The organism is Pseudoalteromonas sp. P1-25 (assembly GCF_001401805.1).
Taxonomy (GTDB): Bacteria; Pseudomonadota; Gammaproteobacteria; order Enterobacterales; family Alteromonadaceae; genus Pseudoalteromonas.
Genome location: NZ_LKDW01000042.1, coordinates 1 through 18,348 on the forward strand (window position 1 = coordinate 1; position 18,348 = coordinate 18,348).

Below are 18,348 nucleotides of genomic sequence, written 5' to 3' on the forward strand. Positions count from 1 at the left end.
TGCATTGCTCTACCTTCTGCATCCATGCAGTCGTAAATGAGAATTTTTTAACGCAGATAGCGACACGTTTAGCCCCTGAAAATGATTAAATATTATTGCGGATTGGTATTGTTAACCAATTTAATGGTTTGGGTGTTTAATGAATGTGGCAGATTTAGGCGCACTAAAGCGCTAATTGATTGTTTTTTGATTTACTTTCTTGAGCTTATACAGTGCTTAGCATAAAATTAAATTACTTTAGATGTATTATAAATAGAAGTAATTAACATATGGAATTTGTGCGCCCGCTTGAGCCTATACTTATTATTGATGACGTTAAGGAAATACGTGACTACCTAAACCAAATATTAACGGAGCTAGGCTTTGAAGATATTTTAGAAAGCAACGATTACCTTTCTGCTAAACCCCTTCTTGATAAAAAATCACCCAATGTCATATTTTTGGATGTAGACTTACCTGACTCTGAAAGCTCTGATATTCTAGAACACATTAATGATAGTTACCCCCACGCGCACGTTGTTATGTGCTCGGGTCATAACACCCTTGAAAACGTGCAAAACACATGGGAATTAGGTGCCAAAGGCTTTATAGAAAAACCTTTTAACGCTAAAAAAGTTAATTCTGTTATGAAGCGCCTCGAACTAAGCGAATAAAATAAGGTCAGTATGCAAAACACTGTTTCGGCAATTATCGACGATTTATCGAGTGTTATTTTTGGAAAAAAACAACAAATAAAACTAGCACTCACCTGCTTATTCAGTGAAGGGCATTTACTGATAGAAGATTTACCAGGTATGGGTAAAACTACGCTCTCACATGCACTTGCTGCTGTGCTAGGGCTGTCGTATCAGCGTATACAATTTACTAGCGATCTTTTACCTGCCGATATTTTAGGAACCAATGTATTTAACGCTAATGAGCACACCTTTACTTTTCATAAAGGGCCAATTTTTAGCCAAGTTGTATTAGCAGATGAAATAAACCGCGCGGGCCCTAAAACGCAAAGTGCATTACTTGAGGCAATGGAAGAGCAGCAAGTTACAGTAGATGGCAGTAAGTACACATTACCAAATCCTTTTTTTGTAATTGCCACGCAAAACCCGCTTTATCAATCGGGTACTTACCCACTTCCTGAATCGCAGTTAGATCGATTTTTAATGCGCATAAGTTTAGGTTTCCCTCCTAAAGAGGCTGAAAAACACCTTATTTTAAACATTAAACCGCGAGACTACAGCCAATTACCGCAAAGAATAGACGCTAAGCAGCTACAGCAAATTCAAACCATAATTAATCAAATTGTGATAAGTAGCCCTGTGCTCGACTACATTATTGAATTAGTAACGCATACTCGTCAAAGCGCCGCATTTGCAGGCTCGCTGTCTCCTCGTGCAAGTATGGCGCTTGCCAAAGCGGCTAAGTCGTGGGCATTTATTGAAGGGCGTGATTTTGTCACCCCTGACGATGTACAAGCTGTATTTGCAAGCGTGTGTCAGCACCGATTAGGTCTGCATAACGAATCGGGCGAAGCGCAAGTAAACGAAATTTTAAAAACTGTAGCTGTGCCAGTTTAACGTGTTATTTAAAAAAAAAGCTAAAAAGGTCAGTATATTAGGCGCATTAAAAATGCGTTTACTTAATAAACTACTTAAAAACAAGCATTCAAAGCAATCCATTACGCTGGCTCATAACAATATTTATGTGTTGCCCTCGCAGCTCGGCTTTTACTTTATTATTGTCGCTATTTTAAATTTTGTTATGGGGATTAATTATCAAAATAACTTAATTTTGGTGATGGCTTATTTAATGTTTGTGGTGATGATTATTGCCGTACTGCTTGGTTATACAAATGCCAAAGGGCTAAAGGTTGAATATATAAAAAGCGTTGCCAGCTTCTCACCAAATAAAGGATCGGTTAAATTTATTTTAAAAGCCCCAACACTTACGCAATCAGTATCGCTTAGCTACTCAAGTGATTCAAAATACGCAAAGCACTTAGCGCAAGTTACGCCCAATGACAGCTCGTTAATTATTAACCTACCCTATAATACCCGCGGTAAATATCCCCTCAAGCGTTTTAAAATACATAGTAATTACCCATTTGGGCTGGTAAGCGTGTGGAGTTATATACAACCTAATGACTCTGTTTACGTTTACCCTGCGCCAGAGCATGTATTAAACGACACTTACAACAATACGTTTGAACATACAACGCAAACAGGCAGTATTAAAGAGAGCGGCAGCGAAGAGTTTGATGAGCTAATTACGCATTTACCAGAAATGGGACTGCAGCGAATTTCATGGAAGCATTACGCTAAATCACAACAGTTACTCGTAAAAGAATTTAGTGATTATAAAAAGTCCGATATTGTTTTTGATTTTAACCAGTTAACGGGTAATACCGAGCAACGCTTGAGTCAGCTTTGCTTTTTAGTGTGCAATGCATGCGAAAACAACACACCGTTTACTCTCATTTTGCCCTCAGCAAGTTACAAAGCAACCAATGACACGCACGACAAATCACAATGTTTAGCACTTCTGAGCGAATACGGCGGAGCAATTAATGGCTGAGCTATTAAATTACCGGGCAATAAATTTAGCAATGAGCTTTATCTATGCCTGTTTGTTTGCGTTTTATTTATCGCATATGCCCATACTATTTATTGGGGTTTTATCGTTGTTATGCCTGTGGAACGTGTACTTAACACTGACTAACACCCCTAAACCTAACGCGTGGCTTGCAAATATTTTGGCTGGATTAGCTTTAATATTAATGATTTACACCCTAGGTATAGGCGATACAGTAATATTGTTTGTTGCTATGTTATTGCTCTCTAGTATTTTTAAACTACTGCAGGCTAAAACGAAAAAGCATTACCATATTATTGTTACACTTACGTTTTTTTCTATTTCATCGGCGTATTTGTTTAACCAAAGCATAATAACCACCTTAACTATGAGCGCCCTATTTTTACTCAACTTTACGGTATTGAGCTTAATCGAATCTTCTCATAGTTTAAAATTAGCCTCTAAACTAAGTGCTAAGCTGTTATTTATTGCTTTGCCCTTAGCTATATTTTTGTTGTTGTTTTTACCTAAAATGCCCGCTTTTTGGCAATTACCTGGGCCAAAGCTTGCTAAAACAGGCCTCTCTGAACAGGTAGACCCGTTTGACATTGCAAAGTTGTCTAATTCTGATGAACTGGTTTTTAGAGCCCGCTTTGATAATAAAACGCCTGCCTCGCCTTATTATTGGCGCGCACTTGTGCACGACACCTTTGATGGTAAAGCGTGGAAAACATCTGATTTATTAAAATATAATAATCAAAGCGCGGATCACAATGAACAAATATTGGTACAAAATACCTACACTATTATTGCCGAGCCTGCTAATCAAAAGTGGCTATATGGGCTTAATTACGCAACCAGTAATAATAAAAATGTTGAAAGTAATGCATTAGGGCTGTTACGAAAAAAGCAATATCAAGCTAAAAGCTTGCAGTATCAGGTATCAAGTGCAGCACTGAGTAGTGAGCAACTTTCAAATTGGCAAACCGCTTATTACACACGCTTAAATAACCAAACAAACCAACAAGCAGCCAAGCTTGCAGCCACACTTAAACAATCAACAACCTCGCAAAGTGACTTTTATAATGCATTGCTTAGCTACTTTGCTAAACAAGAATTTAGCTACACGTTAACCCCTGAGCCAATGACCGGTGACAGCACTATTGATCAATTTTTATTTGATAAAAAGCGCGGGTTTTGCGGCCATTACGCCAGTGCAGCAGCGTATATTTTTAGAAGCGCCGGTATTCCCGCACGCTTGGCCAGCGGTTATTTAGGTGGTGAAAAAAATCAATCAAATAATTATTTATCGGTTCGCCAATACGATGCCCACGCCTGGGTTGAAGTGTATATTAATAATCAGTGGCAAATTTTCGATGCCACAGCGGTGGTTGCTCCCGAGCGTTTAAATGGTTCACTTTCGCAAAACGAAGAACTAAATGACGAATTTAAAAGTAATCTTGATTTTGGCTTAGTGAGCTTAAGTAACTTTGCAGCCGTTAATTGGTTAAGGCTAAAACTAGAAACCCTTGATTACCAATGGACTAGCTGGGTACTTGGTTTTGACGAAGAAAAACAAAGTAACTTTTTAAAATCACTTTTTGGTAGTAAACACCTTTGGTTGGTACCTTTAGCAGTTATTTTAGGGCTTGCTTTTAGCTTTGCTGCTTATTTTATTTATTTAAATTGGCCACGCAACAAAAGTAAGCGCCCGCCGTTAGTTGCAGAATTTGAAGCCATTAAGCTCTGGGCAAATAAAAACAACATAACGGCGCCTAGTCACTATTCTCCTAATCAGCAGCTAATATACTTTGCAGAGCAAAGCCCTGTGGCGGCCGCACCTTTAATCGAATTTAGCTATTTATTTAATCAAGTGCGATATGCTAAAAAACCTTTTACTAAAGAACGTAAAAATCAGGCTAAAGATCTGATAAAATTAATTAAATCTTCAAAATAGAGAAAACTATGAATGCGGTTGTTATAGGCGTTATTTTAATGCTTGGGCTCTCCTTAGCCCGTGTAAATGTCATTGTAGCTATGATAATTAGTGCACTTGTAGCCGGTTTAACAGCGGGTTTAGGGATAAAAGAAAGTGTTGATGCATTTAATTCTGGCCTATCTGCCGGCGCTGAAATTGCTTTAAGTTACGCAATGTTAGGCGCCTTTGCAGTGGCTATTTCAAAATCGGGATTAACCCGTATCCTTGCCGAAAAGCTATTAAACAAAGTGAATGCACAAGGTGCAGGTAGCGAAACCTTTTTAAGCTATTTTATTTTATTAATTATATTAGGCTTTGCTGTTTCTTCTCAAAATCTAGTGCCTGTGCACATTGCCTTTATCCCTATTTTAATACCCCCTTTACTCGTTGTGTTTAATCAACTACGCCTGGACCGCCGTGCCATTGCCTGTATATTAACGTTTGGTTTAGCTACCTCTTACATGGTATTGCCTTATGGATTTGGTGGCATTTACTTATATTCTATTTTGCATAAAAACTTAGTTGATAACGGCCTAGAAATTGTAAACACACAAGTGCCTATGGCAATGATTATTCCTGCCTGTGGTATGTTAATTGGTTTAATTATTGCGGTGTTTATAAGTTACGTTAAGCGCCGTGACTACAATGCGCAACCGTTAACAACACAAAGTAAAGCTACCGACATTGAAAAACCAAAAAAAGTGATGATAGTCGGTTTATTTGCTGTGATTTCATCGTTAGTTGCACAAAACCTAAGTGGCTCAATGATATTGGGCGGCCTTGTAGGTGTAATGATATTTAGTGTATTTGGCGTTGTTAAGTGGGAAGAAAACGGCGACGTATTTAGTAAAGGAGTCGCCATGATGGCGATGATTGGTTTTATTATGATTTCGGCCCAAGGATTTGCTTCAGTAATGAAAGCAACTGGTGATGTAGCAAGTTTAGTACACAGTGGCGCTGCGTTATTTGATGGCAATAAGCCCCTTGCTGCAGCAGCTATTTTGTTAGTGGGATTATTGATAACAATGGGGATTGGTAGTTCGTTTTCTACAGTGCCCATTATTGCTACCTTATTTGTGCCTTTGTGTTTAGATTTAGGTTTCTCAGTTATGGCAACCGCAGCTTTAGTAGGAACAGCCGGTGCATTAGGTGATGCGGGCTCCCCTGCCTCTGACTCTACACTTGGGCCAACCTCGGGTTTAAATGCCGATGGCCAACATGACCATATACGAGACTCTGTAATCCCAACCTTTATACATTTTAATATTCCTCTACTTATATTTGGTTGGATTGCGGCTATGGTGCTTTAATACTTTTGCACTTATGGTTTGTTGGATAGTTCATTATTTTTAAGGCATGTATTTCATGCCTTTTTTATATCCCCCTCTCTATTGTGAATATTAAATTTATATATTTTTATAGTTGCTATGATTGGTTATACATTGAATTTAGTATGATGTGTTCTTTTACTGCAATTAAATAAGCACCTTAATTAGGTGCTTATTTAATTGCGAATTTACGCATCTATAGCTTGTTTCTTGTAGGTAAATTCAACACAGTTAACGCTGAAAATAGCTTTTAGAGATTGGTATATTATCCGATGCTCTACTTATCAAAGCCATAAATCATTTTATCGCACACAACCGGTGTGGGTCTGTGGTCATCGTCAACGGCTACAAATGTAAAACTACCTGAAATAGCAGAGTGTTTATCATCTTTATGCATAGTTTCAATGCATATATCCACATCTACCTTTAAAGAGGTATTACCCACGTGAACAACTTTAGCAATAAGTTCAGCAAAAGAACCTACTGGAATTGCTTCTTTAAAATCAACCCTATCTGATGAAATAGTCACTAAGGGCTTACGGCAAAAACGAGTAGCAGCAATAAAAGCTACTTCGTCCATCCATGCTAAAGCATCCCCACCAAATAATGTATTGTGATGGTTAGTACGCCCAGGAAACACAGTTTTAGTAACCGAGGTGGTTGAGTCTTTAATACGCTTTGCAATAATTGCATCACGGTTTGTTTCTGTCATAGTCTCTACTTTTTATTAGCAAGTTTATCTTGCATCAATAATGCTGGGTCTAGGCGCTCGCCTTCCCAGTTAAAACGCCAATCTAGGTGTGGGCCTGTTACACGCCCTGTTGCACCTATTTCAGCAACCTTATCGCCTTGAGTGATAGTATCGCCTACTTTTACGTCCAACTTACTTAAATGTATATAGGTTGAAGTAACGCCATGCCCATGGTCTATAATAAGTGTGCCACCTGAGTAATATAAGTCGGGATCAGCAAACACAACGGTGCCGCTAATAGGCGCATATACAGGTGAACCGGTTTTATTAGCAATGTCTAAACCAAAATGTGGGCGTCGTGGTTCGCCATTAAAATAGCGCTGACTACCATAAACACCCGATATACGACCCTGAGCAGGCTTAAGTACAGGATCTAAAAAATATTGTAAATCAGAGTTAACAGCGCGCGCTTTACGTATTGCTTGCGCTTCACGGCTAATACGTGCGCTTACTTCTTTAGGGGGCGACACATATTTTTTTGCCACACCGGTAATTTTATCAATTTTATAATCACGTTTAGTGATCATTAAATCTTGCGTGTGTGTTTTACCGTTTCTATCTACCCACTCAAGAGTGTGCTTTGATTCAGCATCGCGACCAAAACCGAATACAAAATCCCCATTTTGAGTTAACTTTAATGTTTTACCATCTAACGACACGGTTTTTACATTTTCAAGCTTGCCTGTCACTAAGCCGCCTTGAGTGAGGTGCCCTTTTAGCTCAAGCGCTAATGCACTAAAGCAAGTTGTGGTTACAAGCGCTGTTGCTAAAAGAGTTTTAAGCATAACTAATTGATCCCTTTCCTACACCTTCATAAGCGGTAATTTTTACGTCTTTGTCTGGGTATTCTGCCTTTACTTGCTCTGCTAGGTGCTGAGCAATACATTCTACCGTTGTATCTACGGGTAAAATGTCACAACGAGATTCACTAATAGCCATTTCAAAATAGCCTTGCGCTGCGGTGTAAGCAAAACACACATCATCGCCTTTAGCACTAATGTGTTTAAGTTCGCTTGCAGCGATTTGGTCTTCACGTGTGGCTAAGTAAATATCTTGCCATTTTTCAGCCCATTGCTTTTGTAAGCGAGGCATAGACATACCATCTAAACTAATACCTATTTGCGAGCGATGGCCATGAATAATGCGCTGACAGTTACCATCATGCTTTTTAAGGCCATGACTGTAGTGATAATAAAAGCTTTGGCTGTGCTCTGGTTTTAGCGACAATTCAATTTTTTCAATATTACTTGGTAGTTTAGGTAAAATAGTGTCGATTAAAAATTCAGTGACTGATTCAACACTAATTTCTGGCGCATCTATCATGCAATAAGCTTGATGCGGAGCACTCATAGCTAAATGGTGGTTATCACCAAATGTACAATCGAGCGTTTTGTAAGTATCAAATTCTTGTACCGTGCCATTTAAACCTTTAGCAATGGCTAGTTTGTGGTCTAAACAATCGTCAATTATGCCTTTAATTTGCTTTTTAACTAAGCCAAAGTCTAACACCATAGACTCTTCGTTTAGCTTGCCATGCAACGTTAAGTCAACAATCCAGCTCTCGCCAACGGCGCCGCGTTTGTTACATAAGTAAGAAAAATCAATCACTGTTAGTGAGTTAACAAAAAGGATCATAAACTTCCTTTAAACTGGTTATAAGTCAGGGGTAATTATAATGATTTCTGATTGTAATTGCGCGGTTTTATAGTCTAAAAAGCCGTCGCCACTACTGATTGGCGATAAATCACGCAAAAAAGTGTCTTTTTTCAACTGCTCCGAGTTGTTTGGCGTACAAGCGTACGCTAAAGTACTTGGCAATTTCTAAGCGAAGATAAGTGTTATGGAACCTAAAAATAGCTATACAAAAGAAGATTTGATCCTATGTGGTCAAGGTGAAATGTTTGGTGAAGGTAACTGCCGTTTACCAAGCGACAACATGTTAATGATGGACCGTATTACTTCAATCACTGCTGATGGCGGCGAGCACGGTAAAGGCCAAATTGTAGCTGAGCTTGATATTGACCCAAGCCTTTGGTTTTTTGACTGCCACTTTAAAGGCGACCCAGTTATGCCAGGCTGCTTAGGCCTAGATGCTATGTGGCAACTGGTTGGCTTTTTCTTAGGCTGGTCTGGTGGCCCTGGTTTAGGCCGCGCGCTTGGTGTAGGTGAAGTTAAATTTACCGGCCAAATTTTACCTACAGCTAAAAAAGTAACGTACCGCCTTGATATGAAACGTGTAATCAAGCGTAAATTATTTATGGGCATGGCTGATGGCACAGTTGAAGTAGACGGCCGCGTTATTTACGAAGCAAAAGATCTAAAAGTGGGCTTATTTCAAGATACGAGCGCATTTTAATATTATATATTTATGCAAAAAGGCCTCTATATAGAGGCCTTTTTACGTTAATTCTTTTGTGATGAATTAGGTTTTATACATGTTTCGGTTTTCAATTGCTTCACGCCAACCGCCTAACCATTCAGACTTAGGATCGATTTGCTGATAAGGGCATAGCTCTTTAGAGCGCCCAGCCAAACCTGCTTTAAAACCTTGAGAATGAGCTCTTTCTAAACGATCTCTTTTTTGTCTCTTCATCGGTAATATCCTCACCTTTTTTAATTATAAATTTTGTAGCATTAGTGAAATCTACATTTAATGAATAGTTAATAAAAATGTTAAATTCAAATAGCAAAATTAATTAATTTGTTTGACATTAACTAACCTGCTGATGCAAAAATAATTTAACATTTATAAAAACACAGTGGTCACACCACTTAATTTCTTACTGCTTATTTAATTTACAATACGGCTATCTAACCGCTTAAATGCACGTATGTGCTTAATGTCGGACACACCATTTTTGGCTTAGTTCCCTACAATAATGTAATCATGACAATTTTATTGCACTCTTAATTTTGAATAAAAAACAGTTTAAATGATTTATTTTTGAACAACTGGTATTAGTGCTTGATTAATTAAAGTCGATCGGTCTAATATGGGTTAACACAAAAAAGACTAATTAGGGGTTACTAATAATGAATACAGCTCAGGCACCTGCACGGCGTGGAAGGCCCCCTAAAACACCTCGCGAAAACGCTGATACGAAAGCGCACCTTATTAGGGTTGGCCTAGAAACCTTAACTGAATTTGGTTTTAGCGCAACTGGCCTTGATACCATTTTAAAAAAAGCCGGTGTGCCTAAAGGCTCGTTTTATCATTACTTTAAAAGTAAAGAGGCGTTTGGTATTGCTTTAGTAAATGCCTACGATGAATACTTTATCACTAAGCTTAAAAAATACTTAACCGATAGCAGCACCCCGCCGCTTGAACGTTTAATACACTTTACGCAAAGTGCCATAATGGGCATGCAAAAATATCAGTACAAACGCGGTTGTTTAGTCGGAAACTTAAATCAAGAGCTCAACCATTTAAGTGATGAGTTTAAAACCCGCTTATTACAAAGCTATGTAGCATGGCAGCAGCAAGTTGAGCAGTGTTTAAATGAAGCACAACAACAAGGCACACTTGCTAAATCTGTTAATACAAAGCTTATGAGTGAATATTTTTGGATTGGCTGGGAAGGCGCTGTTATGCGCGCTAAATTAACCCAATCAAGCAAGCCCCTTACGCTGTATACAGAAATGTTTTTACGCGCATTACTCACCTAATGCGCATTTTATTTAACCATTAAAAACCGATCGGTCTAAAAGGATATGTTATGAGTAACCCAATTAAAGCTATTGTAATTACGAAAGACGAAAACTACGCTGCCGCGCTTAGTGAAGTGCAGCAAGGTGACCTACCAGATCAAAACGTGCAACTTGATGTACTTTATAGCACGCTCAATTACAAAGATGGGCTAGCCATTACAGGTAAAGGCCCTGTCGTGCGTAGCTTTCCTATGGTGCCCGGCATCGATTTGGTGGGTACAGTAAGTGGAACAAGTACGGATGAATTTAGTGTTGGCGATAATGTAATTTTAAATGGCTTTGGTGTAGGCGAAAAACACTGGGGCGGCCTTGCACAAAAGGCATCGCTTAATAGTGACTGGTTAATCCCCCTCCCTGCAGCGCTTTCGCCAAAACAAGCAATGCAAATTGGCACTGCGGGTTACACAGCAATGCTCAGTGTTATTGCCCTTGAAAAACAAGGTATTACACCAAGTGATGGTGAAATATTAGTGACCGGCGCAAACGGTGGTGTTGGCAGCTTTGCCATTTATTTATTAAATCAGCTGGGCTATAACGTAACCGCTGCAACAGGGAGAATGGAACAAAGCGATTACTTAAAGGAGCTGGGTGCATCACAAATTATTAGCCGCGATGAGCTTTCAATCCCAGGTAAGCCACTTCAAAAAGAACGTTTTGCTGGCGCTATAGATTCGGTAGGCAGCCATACGCTTGCCAATATTTGTGCATCACTTAAATATGGAGGGGTAGTTACTGCCTGTGGTTTAGCCCAAGGGATGGATTTACCCGCCTCAGTAGCGCCCTTTATTTTGCGTGGTGTGTCATTAATTGGGATAGACAGTGTTATGCGCCCTAAAAAAGACAGAATCGAAGCATGGGACAGACTAGCAAGCTTAGTAAAAGCAGATTACCTTGATAAAATCTCGACCGAAATTACACTTGAGCAAGTCATTGAAAATGCCGAGCAGCTTATGGACGGTAAAATTCGCGGCCGTGTCGTTGTTAATTGCCAAAGTTAAGCAATTTTATCTATTAAAGCCTCGTTATTAAATTTATAATGACATTTGTATTTTTATTAATGAGGCAACACCTATGAGCAACCAAGATCTTTACAGTAATAACCCACTGCAAGGCGTAAAATTAGAGCAAGTGGTTGAAGAACTGGTTGAGCAATATGGGTGGGAGCTACTGCACGCTTATTTGCAATTAAACTGTTTTAAAAACAATCCAGATATAAAATCGGCGGTTAAATTTTTACGTAAAACACAATGGGCACAAGAAAAGGTAGATAACTTTTACCTATACCGTCTTAAAAACTTGCCTAAGCCCGACGATGTACAATACCAATTACCGCCACGAGATAGAGTTATTCCTGCGGATCATAAACCGGGGGAGCCGTGCGAACTAAGCTTTAGTGATGCAAAGCGAATTATGGAAAAAAAGGCCACTAAACAACGCGCCAGAGAACGAAAGCAACGCTCAAGCGCTAGTAACCCGTGGGGTAACTAAGTTAACCTCAACTCTAGATAATAAATCTATCTCTAGCAGCTATTTTCAGCGCTAACAGCGTTGAATTTACTTGCAATAGGCTAGCTATTGACGCGTAAATTCGCCTTGTTTTCACCGAAAACCGCTGGCTAGAGAATTAAGCTTAAAGATCATCATGATAAATTATGTTGGTGTATCTCTAAACCAGAGTTCTGGTTAAGTTATATTTTTAAAGCCAATGTATATTGGCTTTTTTTAGCGCTGCAATATAAGGGCTTAGTAACCGCGTTTGCGCCAAAAGTCATTAACTGAGCCTTGCTCTTCAAGCGCAACTTTAAATGTTTTATCAGCAATAATTTTATTGTTAAGGGTAAGTGTCATCCGCCAATCACCTAATTTATTTTCAATAGGCTCCCACAGCGTATCCCCTAAATAAAACTGCCAGTCATTCTCTTTAATGTATTCAACGCCTGCAAAGGGCGGCATTATTTCACCATTGTTGTCTGGTATATCAGGGTGATAAATACAAAAGTGGAGTTTTTCCCCTTTGGCTTTTTTGATATTAATTATTAAACCAAATTCAACATCAAGCTTAGCAATAACATTGGTTGTAAATTGCTCAATTTGTGGCAGCGTCTTACTTTTACTATCCCATGTAGAATAAATGCCGAAGCTTTGAATTGACACCTCAGGTTTTGATTTTGCCATTACACCATTCTTTATTTTGGGCTGTTAAAACACTGATTTTATAATACTTACATCTTAAGTAAAATCATCCATTAACATACATACTCAATGTTGTTGTATTTTTGCACATTGCTTGCACATTTAAGATTAAAAATAGCGTCAATTAGTACTTAATTGGCTGTGTACAATGAATCACTCACTACTTAATAAAATTAAACTATTAAAAATTTCGTTATTAAGCGCAGCAATTTGCTCTATTGTTGCATGCGGTAGTGATGAGCAAAGCATAACAACCGCTACCGATGAAAGTACACCTTCAAGCAGTAACAGTACAACAGCAACAGGTAGCAGCTCTACCGAACAAGTGCTATGTGATTACAGTTACAATGAATACAACGACTCTACATCAGTGCAAACCACCAGCTCTGCTGATTGGGCATGCACAGGGACAACACGCGATGTAGTCGCTAATGGCATTCCAGATCATGATGTAGGCACGTTCCCTAACCCCGATAATCCAAACACCATTTCTGAACAAACTGTGAGTGAAAGCTTTACGCTAACGCCTATACAAAGCGATACCAAAACCTTAATGGGCGGCCCTCGTGGCGTATTAGGCATAGTACTAAATGGCGTTAAAATTGATGCTGGTACAGGCGGCAGCTGCGATGATTCTGGCGATAACTGCTCGCTTGGCGATAACAGTGGCAACTGGAGTATTGAAGCTCTAAGCCAAGATACTTTTAGTTTTGGTACAGACGATAACAACGCACATGTCCAGCCCGATGGCACCTATCATTACCATGGCATGCCAGAGGGATTTGTTACCCTTAGAGGCGGCAACAGCTCAACAATGACTTTAATTGCATGGGCGGCTGACGGGTTTCCTATTTATGCGCGTTATGGCTATAGCACCGCTGATGATGCCAGTTCGCCGCTTAAAGTGATGACAGGTAGCTACCAGCATATTAGTACAGTAAGCGATAACCGCCCTTCTATCGAAATTTATCCTCTGGGTACTTTTGCACAAGATTGGGAGTATGTAGCTGGCTCTGGCGATTTAGATGAGTGTAACGGGCGCTTTGGTGTTACCCCTGAATTCCCTCAAGGCATATACCATTACTACGCAACCGATACTTACCCGTTTTTTCAGCGCTGTGTGAAAGGCGAACTGTAAATTAGACTATAGGCAAAGTGAGTATGATGAATATACAAAAAAAAGCACTGGTTGCGCTTATATTAGTAGCTAACATGGTTATAGCTCCAGTTGCTTATGCACATTTAATGGTGGCTCAACACGGAACATTAAACGTGATTGATAATCATGCCTTTATAGTTCTCTCGCTTCCTATTTCAGCATTTAATGACCTTGATGACGATTTGAACAAAAAAGTCTCTATAGATGAATTTAACGCCCATAAAAAGCAAATAAGCAAAACTATAAAGCGAGGGGTTTATTTAAACGATCACCATTATAAGTTTACATTAGAGGGCTTATTATTAAATCCTGAAGTGTCGCATGATGATGCTAATAATATTGAGCACATAACGATTACAGGCCGCTATACAGTGCCAGTTATAACTAAGCAGCTGAAATTAAACGTTAGGTTATTTAGTCAAAGTTCTGATTTAAATAAATACCACATTACCGCCACTAACAAGCAACAAAAAATGACTCATCAGTTTGCTTTAACACCGCGTACGCCCTTTAGCACAGTGTTTTAAACTAACAATTAAGTAGCCAAAGGCAGACTTACTATTAAGCTGCCCTTTTTTACTGGGCTAATAATTTAGGATTTTTAGGAAAAAAATTCTCTGGTTGTTTTTCGCAAAGCGAAAATTCGCGGGTGTTTTTATAAGGAAGCTTCATAAATCCTGCTACCCCCACATCAGTAATATTCACAGCATACTGCATTAATTTATTAAGTAACCGTTTAAACTCTGCTTCTTTGCTTTCATCGAGTAAGCGATAATAATGATGTATTTTCATTCTATCAGGCAAGGCTTCAAAAATAATACACCCCGTATGATGAATTTGGTTTAACTCAAACACGCATTTAATTACCTTTTTAGGCAATTGCAGCTGCTCATCAGGGTCTTTACCGTCTTCAAAATAAGAATGTGGCCGTGCAATTTCATTGGCTTTCATACTGACAACTTCATAATCAAGCTCAGGAAGATTATCAAACTTAAACGCCCCTGTTCCATCTCGCTCTAATTGAATCGTTTTACGCGCATCAAATAAACAACATTTAAATAGCCCTTTTTGATTAATTGCTTGAGCCAGCATCACGGTATTGTTAATAGCATCGGTAAAGGCTGCTTTTAAACTTTCATCATGCACAATAAGCGATGACTCAACAAACAACGACTCATCTTTCCAATGAAAACTCAATCCACCCACAACTGGGTATTTAGCTAAGCGGCTAATAGAAGCCAAAAAGGCTTTTTCGGTATCCCCAGTATCAAACAAAAACTCTTTATAATAGCGGTCTAGTTGCGCATCGTTAACATCAAGCAGTTGCTGATTATGATCGGCCTGGCGTAAAAACTGTTTGCGTGAGCTATATACTACGGTGTCAGGCTTATCGCCTTTGCCAAACCAATACGGGATAGCAGGACGCGGCTGCTCTTTTTTAAGCTCAGGCAGATAAGCCTTAGCCATTTTGGTAATGTTACGCATAAAGTAATCGCCTGCACCATCACGTATGGTTTTATTTTTAGAAAGCATGCCATCAATTACATTAGCCAGCTCTTTGGGTAAACCAAGCGAGCTTGCAGGAATGGCCTGCGCACCAAAACGACATGATTGAGCAGAGGCAAGTGCATATAACGTTGAGGCAACACCTTGCTCGTCAAAGCGCGGGGATGACTGCTCACCCGACATTTGCGCATCTCCTATAAAATACACATCGCCCATTCTGGCATTAGTAGTGCTTAAATCGCCCGACATTAAATCCATAAAATTACTGGCTATAGGCTCGCCATTACTATCAACCTGTGCGTAAACAGAGCTTCCCCAATCAACTAAAGACAGCGCATCGCTTTGCTCATCCCATACCAAGTTGGAAGGTTTTATATCGCCATGTACTATAGGTTGAGGGGTTAAACCATTTTTATGGTTACGAAGATCAATTAACACATTACGCAGCCGCACCGCTAATTGCATAATTTGGTGGGCACTAAAACGCCCTTTTTTTAGCGATACTTTTTCAAGGTCTTCACCAATGGCGCGGGCCATCATTAAAATGCCTTGCTTTTTTATACGCTCAAACGCATAAAAGGTTGGCACGAGCGGGTTATTAATTTGCGAGAGCATATACGCTTCGTCTTCTAGGCGGTCGCGCACACTTTGGGCAAGCGTAATACGCGAGAACTTAAACACCCAAGGTAAATTATTTTCGTCAGTACCAGCAAATACAAACCCAAACGCGCCTGAGCCAATCATCTCAACATTTTTATAGCCAAGTGCGGTCAATTGCTTAATACAAATATTAAGCCATTGACGATGTTTTTTTGCATCCCTGTGAGAGAGCAAATAAATAGACTGCTCTTCGTTTATATAAAAATTACGAATTTCTTTGGCTTTCAATACAGGCTCTTTGTTGTTTGCGTTAATTAGTGAGTTAGCCACATGATTATTAGTGTTATATAGGCAGATTACAATAGCCCGATAGCTCTTTTTACCTATGCTTATAGGCGAGATCACACACTACATTTACAACAACTAATGCACCTTCTTAACAAATACTGCATCCAATTAACCTGCTAAGCCGTATTTAAATTATCAGCTTATTATAGATAGCAATACATAGGGATTTTAGTCATGAAAAATGTAGTCATACTTTCAATAAGCGCGTTTTATTACACACCTAGCTACGCAAATATTGAAACCATTACAGTGTATGGGCATAGAGATGGATTAATTGGTAACTCTATAAGTGCCTCGAGCGGCATTATTGGCCAAGGTGAAATACAGCAACGCCCGATGCTCAGAAGCGCCGAAATGTTAGAGCTTATACCGGGTATGACAGTCACTCAGCACAGTGGATCTGGAAAAGCGAATCAATACTTTATTAGAGGATTTAACCTCGATCACGGTACTGATTTTGCCACCAGCATTGAGGGCATGCCTATCAATATGCGAAGCCATGGTCACGGCCAAGGTTATACCGATCTTAATTTTATTATCCCAGAAGCTATTTCAACTATAAATTATCAAAAAGGGTCATACAGTGCGTCACGAGGTGACTTTTCAAGTGCTGGGAGTGCACAGTTTAAATTGGCTGACAATTTAAAGCATCAACAAATCGAGCTTAGCATAGGAGAGGATAATTATAAGCGTGCTGTAGTACTTGGCTCTACAAACCTTACAACAGGAAAACTAATTGCAGCAGCTGAATGGCAAGGTTACGACGGCCCATGGAACAAAATAAACGAAGACGTGAATAAAAAAAATGCCCTATTACGCTATATTGGTAAAGCGTTAAATGGGGAGCTTTCAATAAGTGCAATGGCTTATGACAATGCATGGAACTCAGCAGATCAAATTCCTAAGCGGGCTGTAACCCAAGGTATAATAAATCAATTAGGCTCACTAGATACCACCCTTGGTGGCAGTTCTAGCCGTTATAGTTTATCAACTAACTGGCAAAGTGAGCATGTTAAAGCCAGCGCTTATATCATTAATTACGATTTAAATCTGTATTCTAATTTTAGTTACTTTTTAAATGATCCAATTAATGGCGATCAATTTAATCAGCAAGATAGCCGCACTATTTATGGCACTAATGTAAGCTATCAGTTCGACACGCAAACACAAGCTATAATCATGCAACATACTACAGGGATTGAGCTTCGCCACGATGACATTGATAACGTAGGGCTTTATAACACAAAAGCCAGAAAACGACTTAGTACAGTAAGGCAAGACGCACTCAAGCAAACTAGTTACTCAACCTATGGGGAGTCTAAATTTTTGCTTACCCCAAAATTTGAGGCTACCGCGGGTGTAAGGTACGACTATTTTGACACAAACGTTACTAGTATTACTGCTGTAAACTCAGGTAAAACAAACGATGATTTAATTAGTTTTAAAGCAAACTTAAATTACCGTTTCACTGATTTGCTCGCTGTCTATGCTAATTGGGGTCAATCATTTCATTCTAACGATGCACGAGGCTCTACAATTACAATTGACCCAATTACAGAAGAACCGGCACAGCAAGTCGACCTATTAGTAAAAAGTGAAGGCGCTGAAATTGGATTACGCTTTGCTGATGATAAAAAATATAATATATCGGCTGCACTTTGGTGGTTAACCCTCGACTCAGAGCTATTATTTGTGGGCGATGCCGGTAATACAGAGCCAAGTGATGCATCTAAACGTTATGGGTTAGAGCTAAGTGCTTATTATTGGCTAAACGATAGGTTTAGTCTTGATTTAGAAACCTCGTTCACGCATTCTCGCTTAGATATTAATGATAAAAATAACTACATAGAAGGGGCTGTGCCGGTAGTAGCAAGTACAGGTTTAAACTGGCATATAAGTGAACAATGGCAGTCATCAATTAGAGTACGCCATATTGGTAAACGTACATTAACGGATGACGGTGATAAACGGTCAAACCCATTAACGGTAGTCAATAGTGCTATTAGCTATAAACAAACGCACTGGAAAATCGACCTAGAACTACTCAATTTATTTAACAGTACCGATCACGATATAGATTACTACTACGCTTCGCGCCTACCGGGCGAGCCTGCGCAAGGTGTTGAAGATAACCACTTTCATCCAATTGAACCTCGCACAGCCCGCTTATCAATTAGCTTATTGTTTTAATTGAGCAAGGTACTGTGTATAA

At 39.3% G+C, this 18,348-nt stretch carries 18 protein-coding genes; 12 read left to right on the forward strand and 6 right to left on the reverse strand.

Features of this window, described 5'->3' with window-relative positions; translation table 11 throughout:
- Positions 1 to 269 precede the first annotated feature (269 nt).
- The 5 genes from AN393_RS18055 to AN393_RS18075 are packed head-to-tail and all read left to right on the forward strand — an operon-like array spanning position 270 to position 5,853.
- Positions 270 to 653 (forward strand): response regulator, encoded by a 384-nt coding sequence (locus tag AN393_RS18055; protein ID WP_029772290.1) that lies wholly within the window; start codon positions 270 to 272, stop codon positions 651 to 653.
- A gap of 12 nt (positions 654 to 665) precedes the next feature.
- Positions 666 to 1,571: a MoxR family ATPase gene (locus AN393_RS18060; RefSeq protein WP_055018804.1), complete on the forward strand. Its 906-nt coding sequence runs from the start codon at positions 666 to 668 to the stop codon at positions 1,569 to 1,571.
- 52 nt (positions 1,572 to 1,623) lie between these two features.
- The gene (locus AN393_RS18065) at positions 1,624 to 2,568 is read left to right on the forward strand and encodes a DUF58 domain-containing protein (RefSeq protein ID WP_055018820.1); all 945 of its coding nucleotides are present in this window, start codon (positions 1,624 to 1,626) and stop codon (positions 2,566 to 2,568) included.
- Positions 2,561 to 4,522 (forward strand): DUF3488 and transglutaminase-like domain-containing protein, encoded by a 1,962-nt coding sequence (locus AN393_RS18070; RefSeq protein WP_055018805.1) that lies wholly within the window; start codon positions 2,561 to 2,563, stop codon positions 4,520 to 4,522. Before AN393_RS18065 ends, AN393_RS18070 begins: the two co-directional genes overlap by 8 nt.
- Positions 4,523 to 4,530: 8 nt before the next feature.
- On the forward strand, positions 4,531 to 5,853 hold the full coding sequence (locus tag AN393_RS18075) for a Na+/H+ antiporter family protein (RefSeq protein WP_055018806.1): 1,323 nt from the start codon (positions 4,531 to 4,533) through the stop codon (positions 5,851 to 5,853).
- Positions 5,854 to 6,148: 295 nt separating this feature from the next.
- Here AN393_RS18075 and AN393_RS18080 read toward each other — a convergent pair whose 3' ends face one another.
- The 3 genes from AN393_RS18080 to AN393_RS18090 are packed head-to-tail and all read right to left on the reverse strand — an operon-like array spanning position 6,149 to position 8,257.
- Positions 6,149 to 6,583: an acyl-CoA thioesterase gene (locus tag AN393_RS18080; RefSeq protein WP_055014783.1), complete on the reverse strand. Its 435-nt coding sequence runs from the start codon at positions 6,581 to 6,583 to the stop codon at positions 6,149 to 6,151.
- Positions 6,584 to 6,588: 5 nt separating this feature from the next.
- Complete coding sequence (locus AN393_RS18085) at positions 6,589 to 7,407, reverse strand: M23 family metallopeptidase (RefSeq protein WP_055018807.1); 819 nt, start codon at positions 7,405 to 7,407, stop codon at positions 6,589 to 6,591.
- Complete coding sequence (locus AN393_RS18090; RefSeq protein WP_055018808.1) at positions 7,400 to 8,257, reverse strand: 6-carboxytetrahydropterin synthase; 858 nt, start codon at positions 8,255 to 8,257, stop codon at positions 7,400 to 7,402. Before AN393_RS18090 ends, AN393_RS18085 begins: the two co-directional genes overlap by 8 nt.
- A 205-nt stretch (positions 8,258 to 8,462) precedes the next feature.
- Between AN393_RS18090 and fabA the strand changes: the two genes are divergently transcribed.
- On the forward strand, positions 8,463 to 8,978 hold the full coding sequence (gene fabA / locus AN393_RS18095; RefSeq protein WP_004586523.1) for a bifunctional 3-hydroxydecanoyl-ACP dehydratase/trans-2-decenoyl-ACP isomerase: 516 nt from the start codon (positions 8,463 to 8,465) through the stop codon (positions 8,976 to 8,978).
- Positions 8,979 to 9,044: 66 nt separating this feature from the next.
- Here the strand turns inward: fabA and rmf are convergent, their stop codons facing one another.
- Positions 9,045 to 9,215: a ribosome modulation factor gene (rmf, locus tag AN393_RS18100; RefSeq protein ID WP_004586522.1), complete on the reverse strand. Its 171-nt coding sequence runs from the start codon at positions 9,213 to 9,215 to the stop codon at positions 9,045 to 9,047.
- Positions 9,216 to 9,655: 440 nt separating this feature from the next.
- On the opposite strand from rmf, the gene AN393_RS18105 reads away from it, so the two are divergent.
- The 3 genes from AN393_RS18105 (at position 9,656) to AN393_RS18115 (ending at position 11,818) form a co-directional block, all read left to right on the forward strand.
- Positions 9,656 to 10,288, forward strand: a complete 633-nt coding sequence (locus tag AN393_RS18105) for a TetR/AcrR family transcriptional regulator (RefSeq protein ID WP_055014780.1) — start codon at positions 9,656 to 9,658, stop codon at positions 10,286 to 10,288.
- 50 nt (positions 10,289 to 10,338) lie between these two features.
- Complete coding sequence (locus tag AN393_RS18110; protein WP_055018809.1) at positions 10,339 to 11,328, forward strand: MDR family oxidoreductase; 990 nt, start codon at positions 10,339 to 10,341, stop codon at positions 11,326 to 11,328.
- 73 nt (positions 11,329 to 11,401) lie between these two features.
- Positions 11,402 to 11,818, forward strand: coding sequence for a VF530 family DNA-binding protein (locus tag AN393_RS18115; protein ID WP_055018810.1), 417 nt, complete (start codon positions 11,402 to 11,404; stop codon positions 11,816 to 11,818).
- 255 nt (positions 11,819 to 12,073) lie between these two features.
- Here the strand turns inward: AN393_RS18115 and AN393_RS18120 are convergent, their stop codons facing one another.
- Positions 12,074 to 12,505, reverse strand: a complete 432-nt coding sequence (locus AN393_RS18120) for a DUF3859 domain-containing protein (protein WP_055014777.1) — start codon at positions 12,503 to 12,505, stop codon at positions 12,074 to 12,076.
- A gap of 166 nt (positions 12,506 to 12,671) precedes the next feature.
- Here AN393_RS18120 and AN393_RS18125 point away from each other — a divergent pair, with 166 nt between their 5' ends.
- Positions 12,672 to 13,661 carry a YHYH protein gene (locus AN393_RS18125; protein WP_055018811.1) on the forward strand — a complete coding sequence of 330 codons (990 nt, stop codon included), beginning with the start codon at positions 12,672 to 12,674 and terminating at the stop codon, positions 13,659 to 13,661.
- Positions 13,662 to 13,684: 23 nt separating this feature from the next.
- Positions 13,685 to 14,209: a hypothetical protein gene (locus tag AN393_RS18130; protein ID WP_082422796.1), complete on the forward strand. Its 525-nt coding sequence runs from the start codon at positions 13,685 to 13,687 to the stop codon at positions 14,207 to 14,209.
- A 49-nt stretch (positions 14,210 to 14,258) separates the two neighbouring features.
- Here AN393_RS18130 and AN393_RS18135 read toward each other — a convergent pair whose 3' ends face one another.
- Complete coding sequence (locus AN393_RS18135) at positions 14,259 to 16,076, reverse strand: protein kinase domain-containing protein (RefSeq protein WP_055018821.1); 1,818 nt, start codon at positions 16,074 to 16,076, stop codon at positions 14,259 to 14,261.
- Between the two features lie 234 nt (positions 16,077 to 16,310).
- On the opposite strand from AN393_RS18135, the gene AN393_RS18140 reads away from it, so the two are divergent.
- Positions 16,311 to 18,326, forward strand: a complete 2,016-nt coding sequence (locus AN393_RS18140; protein WP_055018813.1) for a TonB-dependent receptor — start codon at positions 16,311 to 16,313, stop codon at positions 18,324 to 18,326.
- Positions 18,327 to 18,348: the final 22 nt, after the last annotated feature.